Source organism: Bradyrhizobium sp. 45 (genome assembly GCF_023073155.1).
In the GTDB taxonomy this organism is placed as follows: Bacteria; Pseudomonadota; Alphaproteobacteria; order Rhizobiales; family Xanthobacteraceae; genus Bradyrhizobium; species Bradyrhizobium canariense_D.
In genome coordinates this window covers 25,548-50,880 of record NZ_JADPIX010000125.1, presented here as the reverse complement: position 1 = coordinate 50,880, position 25,333 = coordinate 25,548, and the positions used below count along the sequence as shown (strand labels likewise).

Sequence of the window (25,333 nt, the reverse complement as noted above, 5' to 3'; positions counted from 1 at the left end):
CACCCCCGCCTCCGCCGGCGACCGGTGTGCCGTCTGCCCCCCGCGGCAGCGGATGCGCGGGAGCCGGCGCGTTCTGGTTCGCCGGGACCAGCGACAGCCGCGGCCCTTCCGTCCTGTCGAACCTGAGCCTGTCCGGATCGACTGCCGCTTCGAACGCTTCGTTCATCGATACCGCGTGCAGCCCGAAGGCACGGACGAGTTCGGACGATCCTGCGCTCCGCTCCACGGCGATGGACGGCGCGACCGACGTATCCGCTTCCGGCTGCGTTGCCGCTTCCGGAGAGTCCGGCTTCGGCAGATGGGGCGCATCCTCCTTGCCTTCGCCGAACACCTGTTTCAGCAGCAGTCCCCACGATGCGATCAGGATGGCGGGCACGATGGAACTGACGCGCGACCGCTCTTCGATGAGCGCGAAGCGGCGCGCCGGCGCGTCGAGCGCGCTGCGGTCCGGAATTCCCAACGACAGCCGATCGTCCATGGCCACCTCCCGCTGATCAAGCCGTCGCTGCGGCGGGGAACGGGATCGGCGCCGCCGGCGCGCCGACCACCTTGTCCTTCGGTCCGAACGCGACCAACTTGCCGCCCTGCACCACGCCGACGTAGTCCACCGCCGCCAGCGCCTTCGGCCGGTGCGCGATCACGATGACGATCCCGCCGCGCGCCTTGACGCCTTCGATGGCCTCCCCGAGCGCCGCCTCGCCCGGTGCGTCGAGGTTCGAGTTCGGCTCGTCGAGCACGACGAGGAAGGGATCGCCGTAGAGCGCCCGCGCCAACCCGATGCGCTGCCGCTGACCGGCCGACAGCGCGGTGCCCGACGGCCCGAGTTCGGTCTGGTAGCCATCCGGCAACCGCGTGACCATCTCGTGGATTCCCGCGGCTTTCGACGCGGCGATGATCTTGCGGGCGTCGGGCTCGGTCTCGAACCGCGAAATGTTCTCGGCGATGCTGCCGTCGAGCAGCGAGACGTCCTGCGGCAGGTAACCAATGTGCTCGCCGAGCGCATCGGCGCGCCACTGATCGAGATCCGCCTCGTCAAACCGGACTTTGCCCCTGAGCAGCGGCCAAACGCCGACGACACCTTTGGCCAGAGATGTCTTGCCGCCACCGCTAGGGCCGATCAGGCCGAGCGCCTCGCCCGCCTTGAGCTCGAAGCCGACGTCGCCGACGAGCACGGTCCCGCTGCCCGGCGCGACCACGGTGATGCCTTCGACCTTCAGGGTCGCGCAAGGCTTGGGAAGCGGCAGGATATGGCTGCCGTCTTCTGCCGCGGCGAGCGTCTGCTTCAGACGGTTGAAGCTGCGCCGTGCCGCGGCGATCACCTTCCAGTTGCCGATGGCCGAATCGATCGGCGCCAGCGCCCGCGCCGAAGCCACCGAGCACGCGATGATCGCGCCCGCGGAAAGCTCGCCCTTGATGGTGAGGAACGCGCCAAGGCCCAGCAGCGCCGACTGCAGCATCATGCGCATCACCTTCGCCATCCCGCCGAAGCTGCCGCTGATGTCGCTGGTTCGGGTCTGCAGCGCCAGATGACGGGCATTGGCGGTCTCGAACCGGGCCACGGCGCGGCCGCCGAACCCCATCGCGCGCAGGATGTCGGCGTTGCGTGCGTGGGAGTCTGCCAACGTGGACCGCTGCACCGCGGCCTGGTGGGTCTCCTTGCCGGCCCGCCGCGTCAGAAGTTCGGTTGCCACCGTAAGCGACATCAGAACCACCGCGCCGGCCAAGGTGACAAGCCCGAGCACCGGATGAAGCAGATAGACGAAGCCGAGGAACAGCGGCATCCAGGGCAGGTCGAAGAAGGCGATGGGGGCTTGGCTGCCGAGGAAGCCGCGCACGACGTCGACGTCGCGCCCCCGCTCCAGCGCCTCGGACGTCGAGTAGCCGTATCGGGCCATCTCGATCACGACGCAGTGCGCCAAGGGCGCCAATTTGGCGTCGAGACGGGCCCCGAGCCTGACCAGTATCTGCGAACGCAGGATGTCGAACATGCCCTGGAACAGATAAAGCCCGATGGCGAGCGCGGAGAGCGCCGCCAAGGTCGGGATGCTGTGGCTCGTCAGCGCCCGGTCGTAGATCTGCAGCATGTAGAACGAGCCCGTCAACGCCAGCACGTTGATGATTCCGGACACTCCGAGCAGGACAAAACCGATGCCGCGGTAGCTGCCGATTGGATTCTCCGTCGGATTCTTTCGCTTCGGGTTCTTGCTCATCGTTTCCTGCCCTGCCCTTGGCCTCGGTGACGTCGTCCACCCGGGCGGCGGTTCGCCCGGGTGGTGATGGTCGGTTGCGCCTAGTGCACGCCGTTGAAGTCGGCCGTCGTCAGTGCATGGTTGCCGGCTCCCAGATCGATCTTGAAGTCGGCCGCGGCGTCGGCGTTGGTATTGCCGGACACGAAGGTGTGCTCCGCGCCGTCCTTGATCTCCTGCGTGACGATGACCTGTCCCGCCGAGGTGAAGACGTTGCCGGCGAACAGCACGAAGGACTGGTTCCCGGCCGCCCCCGTATTGGCGTCGATGGCCGACAGGTCGATCTTGTCGCCCGGCTGGAAACCCTTGATGGTGTCGCCGTTGGCGTCCGCTGCGGAGCCGAACACGTAGGTGTCGTTCCCTCCACCGCCGTCCATGACGTTCGCCACCGAACTGGCCACGATGGTGTCGTTGCCGGAGCCGCCGATGAAGTCCTCGAACCCGAATATCTGGTCGGTCCCGCTCTGGGCGCTGGCGACGCTGCCGTGCTGTCCGATGCCGTTGCCGAGATCGGCCGTGAGGTTTGCAGAGATGGCCGAGTAGTCCAGCGTGTCTTCCTCCGTGTCGCCGAAGTAGGTGTCGTTGCCGTCGCCGACGGTCGCGATGACCCGATCGTTGCCGGCCCCGCCGTAGACGGTGTCGTTTCCCGCGCCGCCTTCCAGGGCGTCGTCGCCCGCGTCGCCGAACAGGCGGTCGTCCCCGCCGTCGCCGGTGATCAGGTCGCGGCCGGCGCCGCCGAAGAGATCGTCGTTGCCGTCGTTGCCGAACACCACGTCGTCGCCTGCGCCGGCCTTCACCAAGTCGTCTCCGGATCCGGCCTTCAGCGTGTCGGCACCGTCGTTGCCGAGGATCACGTCGTCGCCATCGAGGCCACTGAGGACATCGTCGCCGGTCGCCCCCACCATCACGTCGGCGGCTGCAGTTCCAATCTGGCCTTCAGCCATGCCCGGGTTGACCGCCGGAGGTTGCGGCGTGTCTGGGCCGCCCTGTCCGTCGTGCTGATGGTCGCCCGACGAACAATGCTGATCGTCGCCGCCGGAGTTGCCATCCTGACCGTCGCCGCCGGATCCACCCTGGCCGCCGCCTTGGTCGCCCGAAGGCAGACCGGTCTGGGTGTCGACCACGTCCTGCGGCCGCAAGGTGCCGGTGACCTGGTCGTCGCCTCCTCCTCCGTGGAATACGATGCGGTGGTCGGAGGTCAATCCGGAGATGTCGACGGTGTCGGCGCCTGCGCCCCCGTTCACCGTGATCGTGCTGTAGTTCAGGCTGGTGCCGGTGAAGTTGCCGACGATGGCGACGCTGTCGCCGGCCACCGTACCGCCGTCGAGCCCGCCGTTGTTGTTGTTGGCGGTCACGTCGAGGGTGTTGATCGTGATCTCCTCGACGTTGTCGAGCTCGCCGATCACCGTGCCGTTGCGGGCGACGACGATCTCGGTGCCTGCATGCAGGCCCGTGAAACCGACATGAGCCGCGCTGCTGCCCGTGCCCGGACCGGCACCGTCCCAGTCGTCGGTGTTGGAGTAGATGGCGAAGGATTCCGCCGTGTTGTTGCCGGTGACGGTGAAGCGGTCGCCCGCCGCGCCGTTGGCGCCGCCGTCGACGAAGTCGCGGCCGTCCGGCAGTTCGGGAATGATGGTGATGTTGCCGATCTTGAAGGGGTTGGTCACCGACCAGCCGACGCTATCGTCGCCCCCGCCCGCAAAGACCGCGTCGTCGCCTCGTCCGCCGGTGAGGATGTCGTTGGCCGAGCTTCCGACCAGGATGTCGTTGCCCGTCGATCCGTTAATCGTCGTGCCGTTGACCGCGGTCACGGTGACCGTGGCGGAGGCCGGTGCGGCCCCGTCGTTCACCGTGTAGGAGAACGAGCCGCCGTTCGGCCTCGCCGGGTTGCCGCTCGTTCCGCTGTCGGTGATCGTGACCGCGCCAGCGGCATGGACCGCCGTGAGGCTGTTGAAGGAGCCCACCCCGGTGATCGCCAGCGCGTTGGGACCGTCCGTGTCGCTGTCGTTGGCGAGCAGCGCCCAGTCCGGCACCACGATGCCACTCGCGACGTTGCCGAGGTTGGTGTAGACGTGATCGGCGCCCACGCTCGGCGGATCGTTGACCGGAGTCACGTGGATGGTCGTGGTCGCGACGTTGCTGTCGGCCAAGCCGTCATTGACCGTGACCTGGACGATGCGGTCCGCATTGGTGGGGTCGTTGGAGTTGCTGGAGAACGTGATCGCCTGGATCGCGTTCTGGTAGGCCGCGATCGAGGCCTTGCCCGTCAGGCTGACGGTGATTTGTCCGGCCACGGAATTGTCGACAGTGCTCGCGATGCCGTCGCCGGCGATGTCGTTCGCGTTGAGCGCGTCGCCCGCCACCCGGCCGGTCAGGACGACCTTCGCCGACCACAGTTGCGTGCCGTCGTCGACGATTCCGGGATGGTTGGCTATGCCGACGGCATTGCCGTTCTCCGTGAACGTGACGACGTAGTCCGTGCTCGGAGCCGCCGCGGGCCTGACGTAGTCGACGGACACGTTGTCGATCGAGATGGTGCCGTTGTTGGCGCTGTTGCCCGTGTTGGTGGCCGAGCTGACCACCTCGAACCTGAGGGCCGCGTTGGCGGTCACCGTCTCGCCGGCGTTCAGGGACGCGAGAAGATCGGCCGAGAACGTATGGTTGCCGAAGCCGGCGGCATTGGTGATTGTTCCGAGTTCATGGAAGACCGGCGTCGCCGCCGTGGCGTCCGCGGTGAAGAGGACGCGGACGTAGTCGCCGTTGTCGAAGCTGTTCTGGTTGTAGGTGAAGCCCAACTTGGCCTCCACCACGCCGGCGAGGTTCACCACCCGCTGCACGTTGGCCCCGTCGGCGTTGTCGGTGAACTGCAGTTGCTGCGAGCCCACGCGGATCTGACCCGCGGTGGCGCTGCCGTTGACCGCGCCGTTGAAGTTGTCGCCGGTTTCGGTCCAGTTGCCCGTCCAGCTCGAGCCGCCGGCGTAGCTGCCGGAGGCGAAGTTGTCGGTCGCAGCGCCCGGATCGAAGGCGTGAAGCTTCAGGCTCGGGGGCGTGTTGACCAACGAGAAGTCCTGGTCGGCGAAGCGCAGCAGTTCCACGCCCACGACCAGGTCGGTGCCGTCGGTGACGATGGGCGCTCCGTTGGCGTCGACGCCGTTGGGATCCCGCAGGTCGGTCACCTTGTAGGCGACGATCTGTCCCTCGTGGGTGCTCTGGAATGTGATGGGGTCGATGCGATAGTCGGCCAGGTTGCCGGTGAAAACTGCGATGTCCGGCTTGGCCAGGGTGCTGGCGTCGGCGCCCCCGTCTCCGAGAACGTTGTCCTTGAAGAACTGGGTGCGCAGCATCTCGGTAAAATGCTTGTCGAAGCCCTGCGTGCCGAGCGCGGCGTTGTCGAGCAAACCGGCGCCCAGGGTGTCGTCGTAAGCGACGCGGTGAGAGGCGCCCTGATAGCGGGCATCCTGCAGGCGTAATGCCTCGGTGGATCCGTCGTTGTTGTTGTTGTGGTCGTAGGTTGAGGCGATCTCGTTGCCCTGAGCGTCATGGCCCTGGATGTACTGTCCGATCAGGGTGTCGAGCCGGACCGAGCCGCCGACGATGACGTCATTGCCGGCGTCGCCGGTCAGGAGATCGGCTCCGGAGCCGCCCACGACCCAGTTGTCTCCGGAGTCTCCTCCGAGATTGTCGTCGGACACGCTGCCGACCAGCCCCTCCATTTCGAACGCCGCGGGAACCGACTGCGCGGTATTGACTGCAGCCAGTGGGTTCGCTTGCTGGTCGAGGTCGTAGGTCACCCCGATCGGCCGGGCGTGTTGCAGGCTGAAGTCCAGGACGTCGAAACCAATCGTGCCCGGGGTGTTGCCGTCGTCGGTGACGCCGTCACCGCCCAGCACTTCATCAGGACCGGTGCTCAACGCCTGAGCGATGTCGCCAACCTTGAACCAGTCGTCGCCGGCTTGGCCGAAAGAGATGTCGACGTCGGTGCCGTCGAGCAGCATGTCGTCGCCGTTGCTGCCGTACAGCATGTCGGTGCCGGAGCCGCCGTCCAGATAGTCGTTGCCGTCGTTTCCTTCGAAGAACGGGTCGGTGTCCTGCTCGCCATACATGACGTCGTCGCCATTGCCGCCGAACAGCTTGTCTATCCCGAGGCCGCCGTTGATGTAGTCGTTGCCCGCGCCGCCGATGACCTGGTCCAGGCCGTTGATGTCGGTGCCGCTGGATTCGCCATACAGGAAGTCGTCGCCGGCGCCGCCGTCGATCAGGTCGGGGTTGTCGCCGCCGTAGATCGTGTCGGAGCCGTCCCCCCCGTACAGGCGGTCGATGCCGTAGCTGCCGTAGATCTTGTCATTGCCGGCATCGCCGTAGACCGTGTCGTCACCGCCCTGGGCGTAGATCAGATCCTGCCCCTTCGAGCCGACGATGATCTCGTTGGACTCGGCGCCCGAGTTCGGCGTGCCGTCGAGGTTGACGAAGCCGTTCTGCCCATAGGCGCTGTTGGGGTCCGTGTCGGCCAGGCGGGTGTCCTGAATGTAGTGCACGCCGCCGATGACGACTTCGTGTCCGTCGTTCAAGTTGCCGCGTCCGCCGTTGGAGTAGATGCCTATCGTTCCGGCATCCACCGCGGCGATGTCGCCGTATTTGTGCTCGTTGCCGGTCGTCAGGTACTCGGTCTGTCCCGGAGCCAGCACTTCCTTGTGGGCACCGAGATCGACGTACTGGTCGGCATAGCCGAAGATGTTGCCGTTGAGGTGGGTCAGACCCGTGGTGCGCTCCACCATGTCCTTCAGCTGGGCGTTGACGATCTCCGTGCCGAACTGAACGCCGAACAGGCGGTAGAGATAGTAGAAGCGATCGCCGTCCATCAGCCTTTCGATCTGGTCGACGAAGATTCGGTCGAAGGTCTCGCCGAGGAGCCCCCCCGGCTGATGGACTTCGGCCAGACCGCCGAGCCATGTGTCGATCTGGTTGAAGGCAAGCGTACCGACGCCGCCGGCCGCCTCGTCTCCGTTCATGAAGCCGTAGGCTTGGTCGAGCGAGATGCCGAGCGTGCCCGCGGCGACGCTTCCGTCGACGATTCCGACGATGGTGTTCGCCTTTTCCATGTCACCGTCGAAAGCGTACGCGGCGATGAAGTTGGCCAGCGAACTCGGATGCTGCATGTTCTGACCGAAGTCGTTCCAGCTCGAGTATTCGGAATAACCTAACGTGTGACGAACCTCGTTCAAGGTCGGTATGCCCACGTCCCGTCCGCGGGCGATATTGATCGCCGCCAGATCGAGCGGCTGGTCGAGCAGACCCTGGTTGAGCGCCGGGGTGACGAACTCGTCCACCTCGTTCATCTGCTGGTGCGTCATGCCGAGCACGATCGCGGACGGCCCGACGTCGGCGAACTTGTCCGGGGCCAGGAAGGCTGCCTTCAGGGCATAGCCCATGATTTTGCCGGTCAGGCCGCCGGACGGATCGATGGTGTCGATGGTCTCGCGCAAGGTCGAGTGACCGAAGCGGAAGGCGGCCTGCGAGTATTCCAGGGAAATCGCCGAATCGACCTCGGTCGAGTAGGCGCCGAACTCCTGGATATTGGGCGAGACGTTACGGGCGTACTGGTCGACGGCAGCATGCTGGTATTCCATCTCCACGACCAGCTTGGCCCCGTTGAACATCTTGTCCTGGTCCCAGGAGATGTTGCCTGCGGAATCCAGGTAGTCGCCGGCGGCGTTCATGCCGTGCCCGGTGTCGATCTGGAAGCCGTGCAGCGCGGCGTGGGTCGGGTCGCCGGACACGACGTCCTGGGTATGTAGTGCCTCGATGATGTTCTGGATCTGGTAGTTGTGTTCCTCATGGAAGACGTGGTGGATCGAAGTCAGACCGAAGTTCTCGTTCACACGCCCGTCTCCGGCCACGTAGTGGTCGCCGACCGAGGCCATCAGGATCTCGCCGACGGCGTCGTGCAGCGCGCCCGCCGGGACCGTGATGCTGAAGTCGGCGAAGTTGACGAACGGAAACAGCGAGCTGGCGCCGTCCAGGGTGTGCGGCGTTCCGGGAGGCGAGCCTGGGGGTAGCGTGGCCATGGTCAGCGTCAGCTTGTGTGTCGTTGCGTCGATGCCGAAGCTCGAGCCCGCACCGAACGTGGATTTGGCGTAGGTGTCGATGGTCGAAATTGCGGCCGCTACCTTGGCCGACTGGGCCGCAGTGCCATAGGCCGCCTCTCCGACGTCTTGCGCGCCGTTGCCATTCTTGTCGTAGAAGGCTCCCATGTGGCCTGCATCGAACCGCGGATTCATGTCGAGCAGCAGCGCCGAGCCGCTGGTGCCGGCGATCACGTGGCCGGATGCGTCGCGGTTGCGCAGATCGTTGACGTCCTCCCAGGTCAGGGCGTCGCGGCCGGTGGCATCCACATGGGCGCGCAGTTCGTCCAGCGTCGGCAGCGTCTGGTGCGTCGCGGTGCCGTCCGGCTTGGTCCATGCGGTTTCGAGGGTCTGCCCGTCGAACAGGTTCATGCCGGCGTGGTACTGGCCGGTGGCCGGATCCGCGACCCATTCCCGCAGCAGGTTCGTCAGTTGCTCGTGCGAGCCGTAGGTCTGGCTTTGGTCGATGAAGGGCGAGGTGTGATTGACGTATTCCGGGCCGTTGGCGTCCACCGTCTGCACCGTGGCCCGGTTGATGGTGATTTCGTGCACCGGCCGTCCGTCCGGTCCGAGCATGCCGTAGAGCGGATCGTCGCTGGCGAGCGCGATCTTGATGGTCTGTCCCGAGGCCTTGCCGATAAAATCGAGGCCGTGGTCGAAGAACTGGCCGAACAGTACGAAGAAGCCGTTGGAGGGCGATACGCCCGGATTGAGCCCGCCGAGGAAGTGGTCGCCCTGACCGGCCGAGGCGGCGAGCCGCGCCTGCGTGTCGACCTGACCGAGGCCGCCGTCGGCGACCGTGGCGAGTTGGCCCCAGTCGAGCACCTTCGCCGTCCCTGTCGTGGGATCGTAGTAGATTTCGTTCGGTTGATGCGAGGTCGCTCCGAGGTCGCCCTGATGGTTAGCCCAGGTGTCGAAGGTGACGCCGCCGGTGGTAGTCGTCAGGCTGATCATGCGCGGCGTGTAATCGACGACGTTCGGCAGATCGATCTTGGTGCCGTCGGCCGCGGTCTGGGCGCCGGCCGGATCGGCCTTGACCGCGTAGTCGCCGTTGAGGGCCGGGTTGAAGCCGCCGGTCGCCGCGCTGTAGGAGGAGTAGTAGGTCTTGGCGGCGGCGTAGACGCGGTCGGCGACCGTCTGCATCACGGACGAGTAGCCGGCGTAGTCGGCAGCCGCCGTGCGCGTGAAGATCTGGTCGACCGCGCCGAAGGTGGCGTTGATGAGCGACAGGTTGTTGTTGAGACCGCTGGGATCCCTCAAGCCCGCGAAGTCGAATTCGGAATAGTAGGACTGTCCCCACTGCGCGATGGCCACGGTCGATGCCGCGTCGCCGGCGGCCGACCCGCCGGTGCCGATGAGATTGCCGTGTGCATCGTAGACCGCCCCCGTGCCGTCCCACAGGATGATGGCGTTGCCTGCCGCATCGAACAACGGGCGGAAGTTGACCTGGCTGAGGATGAAGTCGATGTCGCTCTGGTCGATTACGAACGGCTTGAGATAATTCGACATGATGCGCTCCTGCCAGGATTAACGGAGAACCGAACGGCCGGATCTCCCACGTTTCAGAAGCATGTCGAGTGCTTCGCGGGCGCGGTAGGGCAGAAGGTCGAGCGAAAATTTCCGTCGATGGTCGAATGCGCCGCACCCGACGAAAGTCCCTTGCTTCGGACTTTAGTCCGAAGCGCCATCGGTCTTTCTGCGGCGGCGCGGCTGCTGCCGGCGATGGTGTTAACCCTGATCCGCTGCTTCAAAGGAGCAGTGTGGGCACGTGCGATCTTCACCATGTTTGCCCAGGAAGTTGAAAGCCGATACGATCGATGCATATGATGTCGCCAATTTAAGCATCTGTTCACCGATGACATTGTTCGAGAATGTTCTTCATGGAGCCAGTCGTGGAGGAAGTCTCCGTCGCCGATGAAGCTGATGGGCACATCCGTCGCGTCGACAGTGCCTTGTTGAGAGCCGGTGAAGGCAAGCCCGAGACCAGGAGGGCGTTAGGGGCATTCATCAAAGTCGCCACGGATCGGCCGCGTCGCTGGTGGATGCGAAGGTCCCTCTTCGAGCAGTTCGCATTGTTGTCTTCGCTGGTGCTATCGCTTTCCGTCGCCGCGGTCGGAGGATGGGTCGGCAATCGTATCGCCGATGGCGTTCTGCGCGGAACGAGTGGCGCCGCCGCGCTGTACATGACGAATTTCGTGGAGCCCTACGTTCAGTCGATGGACGGCGGAGGCACACTCAGCGCGGAAGACCTTCGCGGGCTCGAGTCCGTCGCCGAACTGCTGAAATCCAGGCGGCATGTCGCCTCCGTCAAGATCTGGGCGCGCGACGGTACCATCGTGTACAGCACGCAAAAGGGGCTAATCGGAAAGCGATTTCCGACGACCGACCTCACGCCTTCGCTGCAAGGGAAAATTCGTGCTGGGATGGCCGACCTCGAGGACGATGACAGCGAGTTCGAACGCTCTCTGTCGATGCCCCTCTATGAGATGTTCCTGCCTCTCTACAAGAACGAGACGGAAAGGATCATCGCGGTCGCAGAAATCTACGAAGACGCCCGCGCGCTTCTCCGCGACCAGGCAAGCGCCATCCGCGGCGCATGGCTGGTGGTCGGGTCGGTGGGTCTCGTCACCCTCTTGGCTCTGTTCATCGTCGTCCATCGAGCAAGCACGACCATCAAAAAGCAACGTTCGGCCATCAAGCAGCGGTTCCGGGAGAAAGTATTGCTGCATCGCAAGAACGATGTTCTTAAATCTGAAACGGAAGATGCTCTTCGCACTGCCGCCCGCATCGACGATCTTATCCATACGCGGCTCGGAGCCGAGCTCCACGACGGCCCTGCCCAGCTGATATCCTTCGCCCTGCTGCGGCTCGAAGGTCTGGAACAGGAGCTGGAAGGCCCGACACCCAAAGCGCGAGCTCTCCTGACGGAATTCCGGAGCGCGCTTAAGGACGCGCTCAAGGAGCTGCGCTCGATCGCCGCCGATCTGCTTCTTCCCGATCTCGGAGACAGCGGTAATCTCATCCGGATGCTCCGCAAAATCATACGAGCGCATGAAGGCCGCGCCGCCTGCATCGTCGATTTTGAGATGACCGGAGTGCCTGAGAAACTGCCTCGCGACGCGGTGCGCTGCCTCATTCGGGTGACGCAGGAGGCGTTGAACAACGCCTTCAAGCATTCGGGGAGCGACCGCCAGACCGTAATGGTTAATTACTTCGCCGGGACGCTGCGGCTATCGGTGAGCGATCTCGGATGCGGCTTTGCCGGCAAGACAGCCAAGTCTCGATCAGGTCTTGGATTGATCGGGATGGCCTCCCGAGTGAGAGCATTGGGCGGGACGTTCTACGTGATCTCCAATCTCGGCCAAGGCACGGAGATCCTGTGCGAACTTCCCGTCCAAAGTTCCACCGCAGGAACTGGCGATGAACACTCGAAAGATAGTCAACCGATCAAAAGTGATTGAAACTTTATCCTTACGATGCCTATTCTCGCAGCATTCTGAAATGCCACTTTTCCGCAGTGTTTTTTAATTGTGAGAGTACATATGGAAAATTCGAGTGAGCAGGCCACTATTGCCATCGTCGACGATCATCCGATTTATCGCCAAGGACTGGCCAGCGTGTTTCGGGCGGAGGCTCGCTTCAAAGTCGTAGCCGAAGGCGCCTCTACGGCAGACGCGCTGGACATCGCAAAAACGCATCGCCCGAGCATCCTCGTTCTGGATCTCGGCATTCCCGGCGATAGCCTGGAGACTCTCAAGCAGCTGTGCGTCGAATTTCCCGGAACGCACTGCGTCATACTCACCGCCTGCGACGATCCGCAGACCGGCATCGCCGCCCTGAACGCGGGCGCGCACGGCTACATCCTGAAGGGGGTCAGCGCGAGCGAATTGAAGGCGGCGATCTGGGCGGTCTTCAAGAACGAGTCCTCGTTCGTCTCGCCGGAGTTCGCGGCGCGGCTGCTTTCGGCGGTTCAGCAGAAGGAGGCGACGTCCATCGACGTCGGTCTCAGCCATCGCGAACTCCAGATCATCGCGGAGGTCGAGAGCGGCGCCACCAACAGGATGGTCGCCGACAAGCTCAAGATCAGCGAAAAGACCGTCAAGCACTACATGAGCAGCATCATGCAGAAGTGCGGCGCGACCAACCGCGTGTCCGCGGTCATGGCGTATCAGAGGATGCGCCAGTCCGGCCAACACGCTTGAAGGATGACAATCCATATCACGCTGCGAACCGCGCTGCGCTGGCGTTGGATCACCTGGGCAGCGCCTCATGCTAAGGCCCACGCGGGTAGTGGACCAAATGTCTTACGGAGACCAATACCGCAGCCAGTTGGAGTCACCTTACTCGCTGGCCCAAGCAAGCGGGACTTCTGCGCCTTCGGCCCGAGATCAGAAAGTCGTCCGTGAACAAGGCTCTAAGCGATTGAGCAGGAGTCAGTTTTCCGGTTGCGGCGGCATTTGAGATTGCAGGGATTGGGGGCTTGAGGCCCCCAAACCTTGCAATTTTGGTTTGTGGATTCCCTTTTGCTGCGGACCATGATTCTGTGTGCATCGGAGGGGCCGATGCGACCGAAGAAGCACAGGACGACGGGATCGAACGATCTGTTCCGGGCGCGGCTGGACCAGATCATCAACATGAAGCACGAGCTGGTTCAGCTCGCCGGCAAGATCGATTGGGACTGGATCGACGGCGAGGTCGCGCCGCTCTATAGCGAGAATGGCCGGCCCGGGATCGAGACCCGGTTCATGATCGGGCTGCTGTTGCTCAAGCACACTTATGGGCTGTCCGATGAGGGCGTTTGCGAGCGCTGGGTTCATGACCCGTATTTCCAGTTCTTCACCGGGCAAGAGTTCTTTCAGCATGCCTTCCCGCACGAGCGCTCGGACCTGAGCCATTGGCGCAAGCGGCTCGGCGACAAGTTGGAGCTGCTGCTGGCGGAGAGCCTGCGGGTGGCGCACGAGGCCGGCGCGTTACGCGGCCAGGACCTCAAGCGCGTCACCGTCGACACCACGGTGCAGCCGAAGGCCATCACCTTTCCGACCGACGCCAAGCTGCTTCATGCGGCTATCAAGGGGCTCAACCGCCTGGCGAGAAGGCACGCCGTCAGGCTGCGGCAATCCTATTCTCGTGTGGCCAAGGCCGCCGCGATGATGGCGGGCCGCTACGCCCATGCCAAACAGTTCAGCCGGCATCAGCGGCAGTTGCGCATTCTGCGCAGCCGGCTCGGCCGTATCATCCGCGACATCCGCCGCAAGATCGAGGGCCAGCCGGCACTGGAGGAGGCATTCGCCCTCCCGCTTGGCCGGGCCGTGCAAATCCGCTCGCAGCAGCAGCGCCAGCGCGGCTGGAAGCTTTATTCCTTCCATGCCCCGGAGGTGGAATGCATCGGCAAAGGCAAGGCCGCAGCCCCTTACGAGTTCGGCGTGAAGGCCTCCATCGTCAGCAACAACCGCCGGGCGCCCGGTGGCCTGTTCGTACTGCACGCCAGGTCGCTGCCCGATAATCCCTACGACGGTCATACCCTGCGGGACGTCATCGACCGCACCGAGGCGCTCACCGGCTGTCCGATCGAGCGGGCCTATGTCGACAAGGGATATCGCGGCCACGACACGCAAAATCCACGTCGCGTCTTCATTTCGGGCCAGAAGCGCGGCGTGTTCGGCGCCATCAAGCGCGAGCTCCGGCGCCGCTCCGCCATCGAGCCCATCATCGGACATCTGAAGGCCGAAGGTCACCTTGGCCGCTGCTATCTCAAAGGCCGCGCCGGCGACGCCGCCAACGTCGTGCTCTCAGCAGTCGGCCACAACTTCCGCCGTATCCTCGCCTGGCTCAGAGAACTCTTGTGCCTCTTCCTGATCCAGCTATCGCATACGCTTGCCTGTCCGCTCCCGCTCAATTCGGCTTCTTAACGGACGACTGAGTACACCCCTTTTTCCTCAGCCACGGAGGTAAAGGCTACCGTGGTGCCAACCAGTTGAAAAGGGCGTTGGTCGTGGCGCACTTTGGAGTCAGGAAATGGCCGGTGGCTGACTTCCTCTCTGGGCCTAGCCCGTTCCGCTTCCGAGGGTTGAACTTGGAGCCGCCGAGGGCGGCCTTTGACCCATCTGAGACATTAGACGGTGGACCAGGAGCAGCGTAACGTCCACGTGCGTCAAACGCTCGGTTCATATACTCGGGAGAGGTTTCATGAGGACTGTGTTTTCCTTCGCGGCAGTGGGTATCTTGGTCGGCATGATGCTGTCACCAGCGGCGACCGCAGCTGAGTTGAGGGTTCTGGCCGGCGGCGCCATGACAGCAGTGTGGGCGGGTCTCAAGCCGAAGTTCGAACAAACCTCAGGTCACAAGCTCGATATCTTCTTCGGCACCACTCCGAACCTGATCAAGGAAGCTACCTCCGGCAAGCCGTTCGATGTCGGCGTCGTGCCGGTCGAGGTAATGAGGGACGCCGCCGCGCGATCACACTTCGCAGCCGGGCCGACGCTGGACATAGCTCGTGTTGGCCTCGGTGTCGCGGTTCGCGACGGTGCGCCGAAGCCCAACATCTCCACGCCCGACGTGTTTAAAGCTGCCTTGCTTAACGCGGAATCGGTCGCCTCGATTCCGGAAAGCGCAACCGGCTATTCAATAGCGAAAGTATTCGAGCGCCTCAACATCACCGAACAGATGAAAGCCAAGATGAAAGCGCAGCCGACCCCCGCACAGGTCGTCGCTGTAGTCGCCAACGGAGAGGCCGAACTCGCGCTGTTCCTGATGAACGTCTTGACGGTGCCGGGCCTCGATGTGGTTGGCCCGTTCCCTGCTGACTTGCAGCAGGATGTCGTATTCACGGCCGCGCTCGGTGCGGCCACGAAGGAAGCCGCAGCCGCGAAGGCGCTCGTCGACTACCTGAAAACGCCGGACGCCATATCGGTGATCAAGAGCAAAGGTATGACGCCGGGGTGAAACAATCAGCTGCTTCGTGGGGCAACGACGTTCAATAGACGCTGCTACAGCGGATTGCTTAACCCGCTGGTGCATGTCGGCTGATGGCCCGAAGCCGAAGGTCGATTGAGCGCGTGTAATGTCGGCCGTCAGGGGCAATCCGGACGCGGTTCCAACTTGGTGTCCACCGCTGCTTTTGGCCCTGAGCAGACCTTTGTTGGGTGCTGTCTGGTTAGAATGAAACAACGATAAAGAATCAGGACACTTGGCCCGATACATATGCCACGTGCTCAATCAGAGGATGAGCGTCATGTGGTTGCTTGTGGCTTTCATGGTCGTGGTCGTTAGCGGGCTAAACTTCATCATCGAAAAATCGTCCATGACGAAAATGATGAAAGCGGCCACTCGCTTGGCGGTCCTCGCCGCGGCGCTGGCAACCACCTTCTATTTGATCGCCTAGCCGAAGAGCCGCCTGAACCCTATGTCATGTCGGTCAGCATGGGAAAAACCGTGCGGAGTCCTCCATTGGCTCAGAGCTTCCCGAGGTCTGCTTCCTGAAGTTCACCGGAACAAGGCATGCAAGCTTTCCCAGGCAGCCTTTGACCCAAACCGGACGCTGTCAAACATGAGGCTAAATTCAAATTTCGAGCAAGTCGCGGCCCGGGATGATTTCGCCGGAGAAAGCTTTGCGGGCTTCGTCCACAAACACCTGATCAGGTACAGCGCCATTTCCTGGAACGAAATGACTTAACACTAGCGTTTTGACCCCTGCGGCTTGAGCCACTTCGCCGGCCTGTTCGACCGTAAGTGCATTGCTTGAAACACTTTTGAAAAGGTTGTCGGCGGTCTCCTTATCGAACCTGCCTACTTTCACGGCTCCATCGAGCGCCTGACGCATTCCCGGAAGATATTGCGCCTCGCAGACGAATACGTCCGCGCCTTTCGCAAGACTAATGAGAGCGTCGGTCTTTCGGGGCTCACCAGAGAACACGATAGAGCGATCTGCAGTGTCAAAGCGATACGATAGCGCCACCGGAAGCGGTGGATGGTCAGCCAAGACACAACTGACCTTCATATTCTCGTCTTGCATCACAATTCCGGCCAACTCAATCTCATGCGGAATAAGCATCGCCCTAGGATCGGGCTTGCCTTCATCGCGAATTCGAATGTCGATGTCGAAAGCATTCAACTCAAAGAACTTCTTTGTCATTTCCGCCAATGGTGGCGGGCCGTAAGAATACACTGGCTTCCGCAGGCTCGAATACCAGGCAAAATAAAACAGGTTTCCGTAGTCTAAATTGTGGTTCGAATGCTGATGCGTTATGAAAATGCTCTTTAACGCGTTGAGCCTAAGACCAGCTTGCACGATCTGTCGGGCAACGCCGTTGCCACAATCAACAACGTAAAGGGAGCCCCCGGTTACAATGGCGTTTGAAGGTGCGGCTCGCCCAACCTGCAAGGGGGGACCGCCGGTCGTGCCCAACAGCACAAGTTTCGTGCGGGCGGATTGTCCCGCGGCGAGGCTCGGCGCCAGTGCCGGCGCGAGAAGTGCTCCTGCGGAAATCTTTAGCGTCTCTCGTCTATTCAACATCACAGATCGCCCTCGCCGAAGCGGCAGAATGCTACTGCTGAATGGCAGGACCGTCTACTTCGCTGTTCCGGTTGAGCCGGTTTGGGATAGCGAGTCATGGCCCGTCGTTACTGTTGAAGCGCTGCCGCTACATGTCGGTTGAGAGCGGACGACCGGAAGTTTGCAGCTGAGCGCTAGACCGACACTTTTGCCCAGACGAAACCTGTGTGAATCTCTTAGACCGGCTTTACGACGCGACAACTTTGAAAGAAGCGCAAATGAGTCAGAAGCCTTGACCAAGCTCAGGTGTGCAATTCTGCTAAGCTAAAAGTCCAAGCGTGTGGCCTACGCGGAGAGGCAACGGTGACAAACTCGGAAGTCTCCAACGACCCACCTGGCAAGCCGCCATCCGATAATGATCAACCGGACAAAGCTGTCTCCGATGAGGAGCGCCTGGGGAAGCCGCTAACGGATCGCAATTTAAAGGTCCGCCTGCGGGCAAGGTTGCAGTTGATTGGCGGCGCGCTGGCCTCGATTGCGGCCGTCGGTGCGATCGCGGGCGGCCTCGTCGGCTACTGGACTGTTTGGAAGACGCTCCGCACAGACGTGTTTCCGGAAAGCCAAAAGACGCAGAAGGAGGCTACGACCCGGCCTAACGTTGCTCCCCGTTTGTCTCTCGTTGTCCTGCCATTCGCAAACCTCAACAACGATGCGGAGCAGGACTATTTTGCCGACGGCCTTACGACCGATTTGACAACGGACCTCGCGCAAATGCCCGATACGTTCGTGATCGGGCGCGGGACGGCTTTCACCTACAAAAATAAGCAGATCGATCTCAAGACGCTCGGCAAGGATCTTGGTATCCGATGGGCGGTACAGGGCGCGGTACAGCGCGCCGGAGATCGGGTCCGGATGAACGTGTCACTTGCCGAACTGTCGACTGGTCGTGACGTCTGGTCTGACCGCTTTGACGGCGATCGGACAAATCTTGCGGCCTTGCAGGAGCAGGTCACGGCGCGGCTCGCTCGCTCTCTCAACGTCGAGCTCATCCAGGCCGAAAGCCGGCGCAGCCAAATGGACAGGCCAACCAATCCAGACGCTGTGGATTTCAGCATGCGCGGCTGGGCGAAGCGCTATGGCCCCCGGACAAAGTTAACGAATGCACAGGCAAACGACTTGTTCGATAGCGCACTGCGCCTCGATCCAGACAACATCGATGCAATGATCGGGAAGTCGTTGTGCATCGCGGAGGGCGTGATCTACGGATGGTCAACATCCGTGGTCGAGGACAAAAGGACGGCGCTGAACCTAATTGATCAAGTTCTCGCAAAACGCCCGGCGACCGCAAACGCGCACGTAGCCAAGGGAAACATTTTGAACTACGGAAATCCTGAGCAAGCCTTACCTGAATACGACGCAGCGTTGGAAATCGATCCTAATTCGCCCGTCGCGTATGCATCCAAGGGGATCGTACTTATTACGGCCGGACGCGCGCGCGAAGCGTTTTCCCCGATTCAGATCGCGTTGCGCCTAAGCCCCAAAGATCCGGCCGCTGGCACTTGGCACTATTTCCTCTGTCATGCTCATGTCCATCTGCGCCAATACGCGGAAGGCATCGACGAATGTAAGCGCTCCATCAACTTGAGTAAATTGGACTGGTTTCCGTATGTAGATCTGATTTCAGCTTATGGAGCCACTGGCCAATTGGAGATGGCCCAGCAAGTGTTGGTCGAATTGAATGCAATCCGACCGGACTTCACGATCCAGTGGTTCCAGCAAATCGGCTACGCACGTTCGAGCAATCCGCAGTTTCGTCGTGAGTACGACGACATCGTCGAAGGACTGAGGAAGGCCGGCGTTCGCGAGCAATGAGGTGACCAGGATCTTCGTTGCTTGCTCACTTAAGAGGAATAGACCGGAAGTCCCTTTGATCCAGCAAGAGTGCCGCGAATGACTCCAAGTAATCACGTTGCGATTTGACCAGGAGGGCAGCCAATGTCGTCAAAATGTCTTCAGAGAATGTTGGGAATCGCACTACTTGCCCTGCTCCTTGTCCCGGCGGCGACGGCACAGGGACAAGAAATAAGGGTTACCCTGCTAGGCACAGGATGTCCTCCGGCCGTCATGAACCGGTTCGGACCGAGCATCCTCGTCGAAGCGGGTGGGCAGAAGTTCATTTTCGATGCGGGCCGCGGTGCCCTTCAGCGACTCAATCAGATCAAGGTGCCCTGGCAGGATGTAAACGGCGTCTTTCTCACTCACCTTCATTCAGACCACGTTGTCGGCTTCCCGGATCTGTGGCTGACCGGTTGGCTTACGCCGGGACGGGATCGGCCACTGCAGGTGTGGGGACCAAGAGGGACAAAGCGGATGACGTCGCTGTTCGAGCAGGCATTCGAGTACGACATCCGGATTAGGCTATACGATGACCGGGCCGCACCAGATGGCGTGGTCATCCTCGCGGAGGACATCGCCGAGGGCTTCACATATGAGGACAGCGGCGTGAAGATCACCGCGTTCGAAGTGGATCACACGCCAGTAAAGCCGGCGTTTGGCTATCGCATCGACTATTCCGGTCGGTCTGTCGTGCTCTCCGGAGACACCCGCACCTCTGAAAATCTAATCCGGCACGCTCAGAACGTTGATCTGTTGGTGCACGAGGTCGCCTCGCCCGAAACATTCCAGCGCCTTGGAGTTCCGCCAGCGCGGACGTCAAGTGTTGTTGCCCATCATGTCACGCCAGAGCAGGCGGGAGAGGTGTTTGCGCGGACAAAGCCTAAGCTGGCAGTGTATTCACACATTGTGTTGCCAAACGCGACCGAGCAGGATCTGATTCCGCCAACTCGGAAAAATTACTCCGGTCCCTTGGAGCTTGGTGAAGATCTAATGGTCATAGACGTCGGCGAGAAGATTGACGTCCGAAGACCTGCCAAACCGTGATCCGAGCTAACGCGATGGAAGCAACTTTTTCTGCGCTGCACGAGTCCGGATTTGGCCCCTACCGGACCAATTGGCGGTCGAACCGAAATGTCCGCTTGTGTGAAGGATTTCGGATGCCGGCCGCATGATTGACGGCGCGGCACATTCCGGGCGGCCGGCGTCCGAAAGCCTCCAAGGGAGATGCTATGGGGCGGCGACGAGGATATTGCATCCATTGTTGCTGATGAACCGATGGAGCGCCCCATGCAGAAGTTGAACGATCTGAGCCGATCCTCGAGCCCCCTCGACCCGAATGGCACGCTGATCGCAGTTATCGAACTGAGCCTGTTGAGCTGGCTCGTCGCCGGCATCGTGCCTGGCGTCGAGCGCCAGCCATTGAAGAAGCTCGCGGTCGACGAGAGCGCATTGCTGAAGTTGCTGCATCGATGGCGAGAGGAAGCAACGAAGGCCGGGCATCGGATCAAACGCATCGCCGTCGTTTTCGAGGCCGGCCGTGACGGCTTCTGGCTGGCGCGCTGGCTCAGGGCACGCGACATTGAGGCTCACGTCATTCACGCATCGAGTGTGGCGGTGTCGCGCGAGCACCGGCGCGCCAAGACCGATCGGCTCGACACCGAGCTGCTCAAACGCTCTTTTCTCGGCTGGCTGCGCGGCGAGCGTGATCACTGCAAGATGGTGGCGATCCCGACAATCCAGGACGAAGATGCCAAGCGGCCCAACCGCGAACACGAGAGCCTCGTCGGAGAACAAAGTCGGATCGTCAACCGAATGAAAGCAGCGTTGATCCGGCTCGGCATCCGCGGCTTCAATCCCAAGCTGAAGAAAGCTGCCGAACGCCTTGACGGCTTGCGCTCCCCCGAGGGCGAGCCGATCCCGCCCAACACCCTGGCTGAGCTGCGTCGCGACATGGCGCGCCGGCGACTCGTCAGCGATCAGATACGGCAGATCGAGGACGCTCGCCTGGAGCGTCTCAAGCAAGCGCCCAATGATGGACCACATGCAATGGTGCACCTGCTGGCGCGCGTGATCGGGGTTGGTGTTGAGACGGCCGACATGCTGGTGCAGGAGGTACTGTCGCGAAGCATGCGCGACCGACGGGCCGTAGCGCGTTATGCCGGCCTCACGGGCTCGCCCGACGAGAGCGGCAGAAAACGCCGGGAGAAAGGGCTGACCCGTTCCGGCAACGCTCGGGTTCGACGAGGCATGATCCAATTGGCGTGGCGATTTCTCATGTTCCAGAAGGACAGCACCTTGGCGCAGTGGTTTCGAGCCCGCACCGAGAATGCCCGCGGGACGCGCAAGACCATGATCGTGGCCTTGGCGCGCAAGCTCCTGATCGCCCTGTGGCGTCTCGTGCGGGAGGGAGTAGTGCCGGACGGCGTCGTTCTGCGGCCGGCATAATCAACGGAGGTCACTGAACGACACCCAACAGTTTCGGCCCTGTCTGTCCGCTTGTGACGGTGTCGCCGATGACGGTTCGAGGTGGCGGGGTCCCGACGTGTTTCCTTGGCTTTCAATGCCGAAAGGGAGAATGGGTCCGCCGCTTCGGAGCTTCGCTGCCGATGCGTATGACTGCATCATGGTTCGGGTCCTTGGACCCACCGAATACAAGGTTGTGGCGCGATTGATCGCGCCCGCAAGCGAGCTCCCCTCTGATCGTTATCCCGATCGCACCAACCGTGCCGTCGTGCTCGAAGCTGTCAAGGTGTGGCCTGGCAACGGCGGAGCCTGTGGTATGATTCGTGCGACGGCCAACCTTGACAGCTTCTGCGCACGCCAGCGCAGGCGAAGTGCGGGTCGGGACGAAGAAACGGCTTTCAGATCGAACAAAGAAACTGACGAAGGAAAAGATGCGCGACCTGTCGCCTCTTGAAACGCCTCCTTGACAAAAAAAGCCCCATACAAGGAAACCGCGCATGGTGGGCAGGACTGATGCGGCAGGCTCTATGGGGATTTGAGCGCTGCAGGCGAGTTTGGTGATGGAGTTCGAACCGGTGCAGCGCGCGGCACGACGCTGTCGCTATCATGGAATGGGCGGTGGACGTTGTCGAACGCGATCAATGATCGACGGATGGGCGACGACCGATGAGCGTTCGGGTGCGCTGCGCCGTGGCCGGTCGATGAGCGGCGGGCATGACGAACAGCTTTGCGGAATGGCCGATGCGCGGTCATGAGGTGTCGATCCTGATGGCGCTGATTGGCGCGGTCGATTGACGGTGCGGCATTGCACCTCGCTCAAAAACCTCGATGACGATCATGCGGCCGCCGCAGCATGGACACGGTGGCTTGCCGCTGTCGACGATGGTCTCGGTCGGTTCATCCTCACGATCGCTGACGGCGAGCAGTTCGCGCGCGCGTGCGACATTGTCGGCGCAGACGCCCCGTGCGAGCAGGCCGTAATGGCGGATGCGGTGAAGGCCTTTTGGCAGCACGTGGATGAGGAAGCGGCGGATGAACTCGTCTGTGGCGAGCGTCATCCGCTTTTGCCGGTCGCGGCCTTCGACCCGATAATCCTTCTATCTGAAGGTGACATCGTGCTGGTCGAGGGCGATCAGGCGGCTGTTGGCGATGGCGACGCGGTGAGTATAGCGCGACAGATAGGCCAGCACGGCTTGTGGCCCGCCGAACGGACGCTTGGCATAGACGACCCATTCCGTCTTGCGCGACGCTGCAAGCAATGCGGCGAATGATTGTGCTCCGGCGAGCTGAGCGTCGTTACCGAAGAAGCTCAGGCGGCCGGCCTGGTGGAGCGCGGCAAGGCGACCCAGGAACAAGCGCCGGAACAGGCGTGAGAGCACGCGTACCGGCAGGAAGAACCCCGGGCGGCAGGACACCCAACTCTGGCCATCGGGCGAGATGCCGCCGCCGGGCACGATCATGTGCACATGCGGGTGGTGGGTCATGGCCGAGCCCCAGGTGTGCAGCACGGACGTGATACCGATCCTGGCGCCGAGATGCTTCGGATCTGCGGCGATCGTGAGCATCGTCTCGGCCGAGAGCTTGAACAGGAGATCGTAGATGATGGCCCTGTTCTGGTAGGCGATGTCGGCGATCCGGGCCGGCAGCGTGAACACGACGTGATAATATGGCACCGGCAGCAGCTCGGCTTCGCGATCGGCGAGCCACTGCTTCGCCGCGGCGCCCTGGCACTTCGGGCAGTGCCGGTTGCGGCAGGAGTTGTAGGCGATGGACGTGTAGGCGCAGTCCTCGCAGCGCGCGACATGGCCGCCGAGCGCCGCCGTGCGGCAGCTCTCGATCGCCGACATCACCTTCAACTGGTCGAGGCTGACACGGCCGGCATGGGCCTGCCGCCATGCCGGGCCACGGTCGCGGAAGATATCCGCAACCTCCAGAGCCGGACGAGACACGCCGGCCTCGCGTCAGCCGGGCGGCCGGGCCTCCTTCAGCTTGATCGCGATGTGCTCCAACGGGCTCATGACCTCGCTGATCGTCTTGGTGGCGACGCGGGCATCGGGACTGACGAAGATTAGCTCACCTTGGCTGCCGTTGCGCATCTCGTCGAGCACCGCCAGCGCGGGATCCGTCAACGGAACGTAATGGTCTTGGTCCATCTTCATCCGCTCGCCAGGAATTTTCCAGGTGGCGGCCGGACTATCGATTTCACACCAATGCCCTTCGACGGCCTCGTTCGTCCGGCAACCCACGGTCTAAAGCTACGGTCAGCGTCCCGATTAGGGAGAACACCTAAGAACTGTGAAGTACAGTCCATTGGCGCAAGTCACTGATTTTGCGGTGGAGTTCGAACGACCACGAACAGTGGAGAACAATATGCTGGCGGAAGGGTGCGGATCCGAACGCCGCCTACGCGCTTCTGATCGAGGCCATCGCCGAGCGCGCGCGATTTCGACGTGATTCACTCCCACGTCGACTGGCTGCCTCTTCCGGTGCTGAGCCGGACCGGCGTGCCTTTCCTGACGACCATGCACGGCCGTCTCGACCTTCCCGGTCTGCCGCAGCTAATCGGCGCCTTTGCGAACGCTCCGTTCGTCTCCATTTCCGCCGACCAGCGTCGGCCGCTTCCGGAGGCAAACTGGATCGCGACGATCCAGCACGGACTGCCCAAAGATATGTTTCGGCCCTCCTACGAACCAGGTTCGTACCTGGCCTTTCTGGGGCGGCTGACGGCGGACAAGGGTCCGGAGGACGCCATACGCATCGCGCGTGCGGCCCGGATTCCGCTGCGGATGGCGAAGGAGTACGAGGCCCGATATCGCAACCTGATCGCTCGTGGAGGACCCTTCGCGTGAGAGATTTTTCCGCGGCTGACTTATGAGCCGGCAGGAATCGAATCCTTGGCCATCCGTTCCGAGTCAGGGGCAAAGTGGAATTCTAGGGTTGAGGTCGGCTCCAAAGGGGCGCGGCTTAGGACGTACTCCGCGATCGCTCGTAATACCTTCTCTCGGGAGCGCCCGCGAAAAGCATTTCACAGAGGGAGACCATGGTTCCTAACGCGGAACTTTTTGCCCCAACACAACATTGTGGTCGGTGGTAGAGGCTACAATCATGACACACGAACCATCGCCGATTTCAAAATTCTTCGGTGACTTGGCGAACAAGACTTCGCTTGCGGCGGGGCGCGCCTCGACCTTCCTGTTAGCCGCGGGTGTGGTGGTCGTATGGGGCATCAGCGGCCCGCTCTTCCAGTTCTCGGACACTTGGCAGTTGGTCATTAATACTGGGACCACAATCGTAACTTTCCTTATGGTATTTCTGATTCAGAATTCGCAACACCGGGACAGCGCCGCCATTCAGGTAAAGCTTGACGAACTCATTCGCGTGAGCGCAGCGCGCAATAGTCTCGTGGGAATCGAGCACCTCACAGACGATGAGATTGAGGAGCTTCGTTCGAAATGTGAAGCGCGTGCCAAGGCCGAAAAAGCCGGAGATGAGACACTCGACCGGACCCGACAGTCAGCGCGGCGAGCCGCCGAGCAGATCGCCACCTGACCATGTCAGCGTCGGCATCATCGAAAAGACCGGTAGAAAATATCGACGCCATCCTGCGCCTTGAAAAGCAGGATGAGGAAAAGATCGCTCTTCATCATCGTGTTTTTCATGCAATCGGATCGTTTGCGGGAACTCCGCAGTTCGTTGTGCTGCAGTGCGGGGCGGTGGTGTGTTGGATTGCGTTCGGCGGGGTATTCCCCGATCGCGCGCTTGATCCATTCCCGTTCCCGCTGCTCGGGACATTCCTCGCGCTGGAGGCGGTACTTCTCACCTCCTGTGTCCTCATTCGCCAAAATGCAACCGACCGCATCTTGGAGAAGCGGGATCGTCTAGAACTTCAGATTAATCTGCTCTCCGAACGGGAGGCGACGCGATCTTTGAGAATATTGCAGAAGCTTGCCAGGCGGCTGAATGTCGATGACGAGGATTGCCAACAAGACGAATTGGCGGAGGAGACGTCTGTTGATCAACTTGCCCGAGGCTTGCGCGAGCGCGAGCAGGCTGAAAAGGCTCAATGAGATGTCCGCCCGGAAGACGACATGGGGGTCGCTCTGATGCCATCTGCG

At 62.1% G+C, this 25,333-nt stretch carries 15 protein-coding genes and 2 pseudogenes; 11 read left to right on the top strand and 6 right to left on the bottom strand.

The genetic code is table 11. From position 1 onward, the window contains the following. The 3 genes from IVB42_RS28475 to IVB42_RS28465 all read right to left on the bottom strand — a co-directional run. On the bottom strand, positions 1-478 hold a 478-nt coding region (locus tag IVB42_RS28475), incomplete at its 3' end, for a hypothetical protein (RefSeq protein ID WP_247471472.1). Between the two features lie 16 nt (positions 479-494). Continuing rightward, complete coding sequence (locus IVB42_RS28470) at positions 495-2,210, bottom strand: type I secretion system permease/ATPase (RefSeq protein ID WP_247395410.1); 1,716 nt, start codon at positions 2,208-2,210, stop codon at positions 495-497. A gap of 80 nt (positions 2,211-2,290) precedes the next feature. Next, the gene (locus IVB42_RS28465) at positions 2,291-9,877 is read right to left on the bottom strand and encodes a peroxidase family protein (protein WP_247471469.1); all 7,587 of its coding nucleotides are present in this window, start codon (positions 9,875-9,877) and stop codon (positions 2,291-2,293) included. Positions 9,878-10,260: 383 nt separating this feature from the next. Between IVB42_RS28465 and IVB42_RS42340 the strand changes: the two genes are divergently transcribed. The 5 genes from IVB42_RS42340 to IVB42_RS28440 all read left to right on the top strand — a co-directional run bounded on the left by IVB42_RS42340 (position 10,261) and on the right by IVB42_RS28440 (position 15,749). Further along, positions 10,261-11,829 (top strand): ATP-binding protein, encoded by a 1,569-nt coding sequence (locus IVB42_RS42340; protein WP_247395408.1) that lies wholly within the window; start codon positions 10,261-10,263, stop codon positions 11,827-11,829. Positions 11,830-11,910: 81 nt separating this feature from the next. Further along, positions 11,911-12,570, top strand: a complete 660-nt coding sequence (locus IVB42_RS28455) for a response regulator transcription factor (RefSeq protein WP_247285914.1) — start codon at positions 11,911-11,913, stop codon at positions 12,568-12,570. Positions 12,571-12,930: 360 nt separating this feature from the next. Beyond that, a complete protein-coding gene (locus tag IVB42_RS28450) occupies positions 12,931-14,277 on the top strand; it encodes an IS5 family transposase (RefSeq protein ID WP_247395407.1) in 1,347 nt (448 codons plus the stop codon). Between the two features lie 277 nt (positions 14,278-14,554). Beyond that, positions 14,555-15,310, top strand: coding sequence for a substrate-binding domain-containing protein (locus tag IVB42_RS28445; RefSeq protein WP_247392938.1), 756 nt, complete (start codon positions 14,555-14,557; stop codon positions 15,308-15,310). A 289-nt stretch (positions 15,311-15,599) separates the two neighbouring features. Next, positions 15,600-15,749, top strand: coding sequence for a hypothetical protein (locus IVB42_RS28440; RefSeq protein WP_247395406.1), 150 nt, complete (start codon positions 15,600-15,602; stop codon positions 15,747-15,749). A 177-nt stretch (positions 15,750-15,926) separates the two neighbouring features. Here the strand turns inward: IVB42_RS28440 and IVB42_RS28435 are convergent, their stop codons facing one another. Then, on the bottom strand, positions 15,927-16,880 hold the full coding sequence (locus tag IVB42_RS28435) for an MBL fold metallo-hydrolase (protein WP_247395405.1): 954 nt from the start codon (positions 16,878-16,880) through the stop codon (positions 15,927-15,929). 342 nt (positions 16,881-17,222) lie between these two features. Between IVB42_RS28435 and IVB42_RS28430 the strand changes: the two genes are divergently transcribed. The 3 genes from IVB42_RS28430 (at position 17,223) to IVB42_RS28420 (ending at position 21,200) form a co-directional block, all read left to right on the top strand. Then, positions 17,223-18,731: a tetratricopeptide repeat protein gene (locus IVB42_RS28430; protein ID WP_247395404.1), complete on the top strand. Its 1,509-nt coding sequence runs from the start codon at positions 17,223-17,225 to the stop codon at positions 18,729-18,731. A gap of 252 nt (positions 18,732-18,983) precedes the next feature. Further along, complete coding sequence (locus tag IVB42_RS28425) at positions 18,984-19,799, top strand: MBL fold metallo-hydrolase (RefSeq protein ID WP_247395403.1); 816 nt, start codon at positions 18,984-18,986, stop codon at positions 19,797-19,799. Positions 19,800-20,030: 231 nt separating this feature from the next. Continuing rightward, a complete protein-coding gene (locus IVB42_RS28420; protein ID WP_247395402.1) occupies positions 20,031-21,200 on the top strand; it encodes an IS110 family transposase in 1,170 nt (389 codons plus the stop codon). Between the two features lie 767 nt (positions 21,201-21,967). Here IVB42_RS28420 and IVB42_RS28415 read toward each other — a convergent pair. Both IVB42_RS28415 and IVB42_RS28410 read right to left on the bottom strand, forming a co-directional pair. Beyond that, positions 21,968-23,167, bottom strand: a pseudogene (locus tag IVB42_RS28415) (IS91 family transposase). A gap of 12 nt (positions 23,168-23,179) precedes the next feature. Next, complete coding sequence (locus IVB42_RS28410; protein ID WP_345947080.1) at positions 23,180-23,464, bottom strand: tyrosine-type recombinase/integrase; 285 nt, start codon at positions 23,462-23,464, stop codon at positions 23,180-23,182. Positions 23,465-23,595: 131 nt separating this feature from the next. Here IVB42_RS28410 and IVB42_RS28405 point away from each other — a divergent pair. From IVB42_RS28405 to IVB42_RS28395, 3 genes and pseudogenes are all read left to right on the top strand, one after another. Then, a pseudogene (locus IVB42_RS28405) lies at positions 23,596-24,010 on the top strand (glycosyltransferase family 4 protein); the annotation flags it as partial. A 313-nt stretch (positions 24,011-24,323) separates the two neighbouring features. Continuing rightward, entirely contained in the window at positions 24,324-24,767 is a 444-nt protein-coding gene (locus tag IVB42_RS28400; RefSeq protein WP_247369522.1) for a low affinity iron permease family protein, read from the top strand. 2 nt (positions 24,768-24,769) lie between these two features. Then, positions 24,770-25,285: a DUF1003 domain-containing protein gene (locus IVB42_RS28395; protein WP_247369520.1), complete on the top strand. Its 516-nt coding sequence runs from the start codon at positions 24,770-24,772 to the stop codon at positions 25,283-25,285. Positions 25,286-25,333 lie beyond the last annotated feature (48 nt).

What these genes read in the sequence shown, in the direction of transcription:
- IVB42_RS28425 (WP_247395403.1), top strand. Translation starts at nt 18,984, where the DNA reads ATGAACCGGTTCGGACCGAGCATCCTCGTCGAAGCGGGTGGGCAGAAG.
- IVB42_RS28435 (WP_247395405.1), bottom strand. Translation starts at nt 16,880, where the DNA reads ATGTTGAATAGACGAGAGACGCTAAAGATTTCCGCAGGAGCACTTCTC.
- IVB42_RS28450 (WP_247395407.1), top strand. Translation starts at nt 12,931, where the DNA reads ATGCGACCGAAGAAGCACAGGACGACGGGATCGAACGATCTGTTCCGG.
- IVB42_RS28400 (WP_247369522.1), top strand. Translation starts at nt 24,324, where the DNA reads ATGACACACGAACCATCGCCGATTTCAAAATTCTTCGGTGACTTGGCG.
- IVB42_RS28470 (WP_247395410.1), bottom strand. Translation starts at nt 2,210, where the DNA reads ATGAGCAAGAACCCGAAGCGAAAGAATCCGACGGAGAATCCAATCGGC.
- IVB42_RS28445 (WP_247392938.1), top strand. Translation starts at nt 14,555, where the DNA reads ATGAGGACTGTGTTTTCCTTCGCGGCAGTGGGTATCTTGGTCGGCATG.
- IVB42_RS28455 (WP_247285914.1), top strand. Translation starts at nt 11,911, where the DNA reads ATGGAAAATTCGAGTGAGCAGGCCACTATTGCCATCGTCGACGATCAT.
- IVB42_RS28440 (WP_247395406.1), top strand. Translation starts at nt 15,600, where the DNA reads ATGTGGTTGCTTGTGGCTTTCATGGTCGTGGTCGTTAGCGGGCTAAAC.
- IVB42_RS28395 (WP_247369520.1), top strand. Translation starts at nt 24,770, where the DNA reads ATGTCAGCGTCGGCATCATCGAAAAGACCGGTAGAAAATATCGACGCC.
- IVB42_RS28420 (WP_247395402.1), top strand. Translation starts at nt 20,031, where the DNA reads ATGGAGCGCCCCATGCAGAAGTTGAACGATCTGAGCCGATCCTCGAGC.
- IVB42_RS28465 (WP_247471469.1), bottom strand. Translation starts at nt 9,877, where the DNA reads ATGTCGAATTATCTCAAGCCGTTCGTAATCGACCAGAGCGACATCGAC.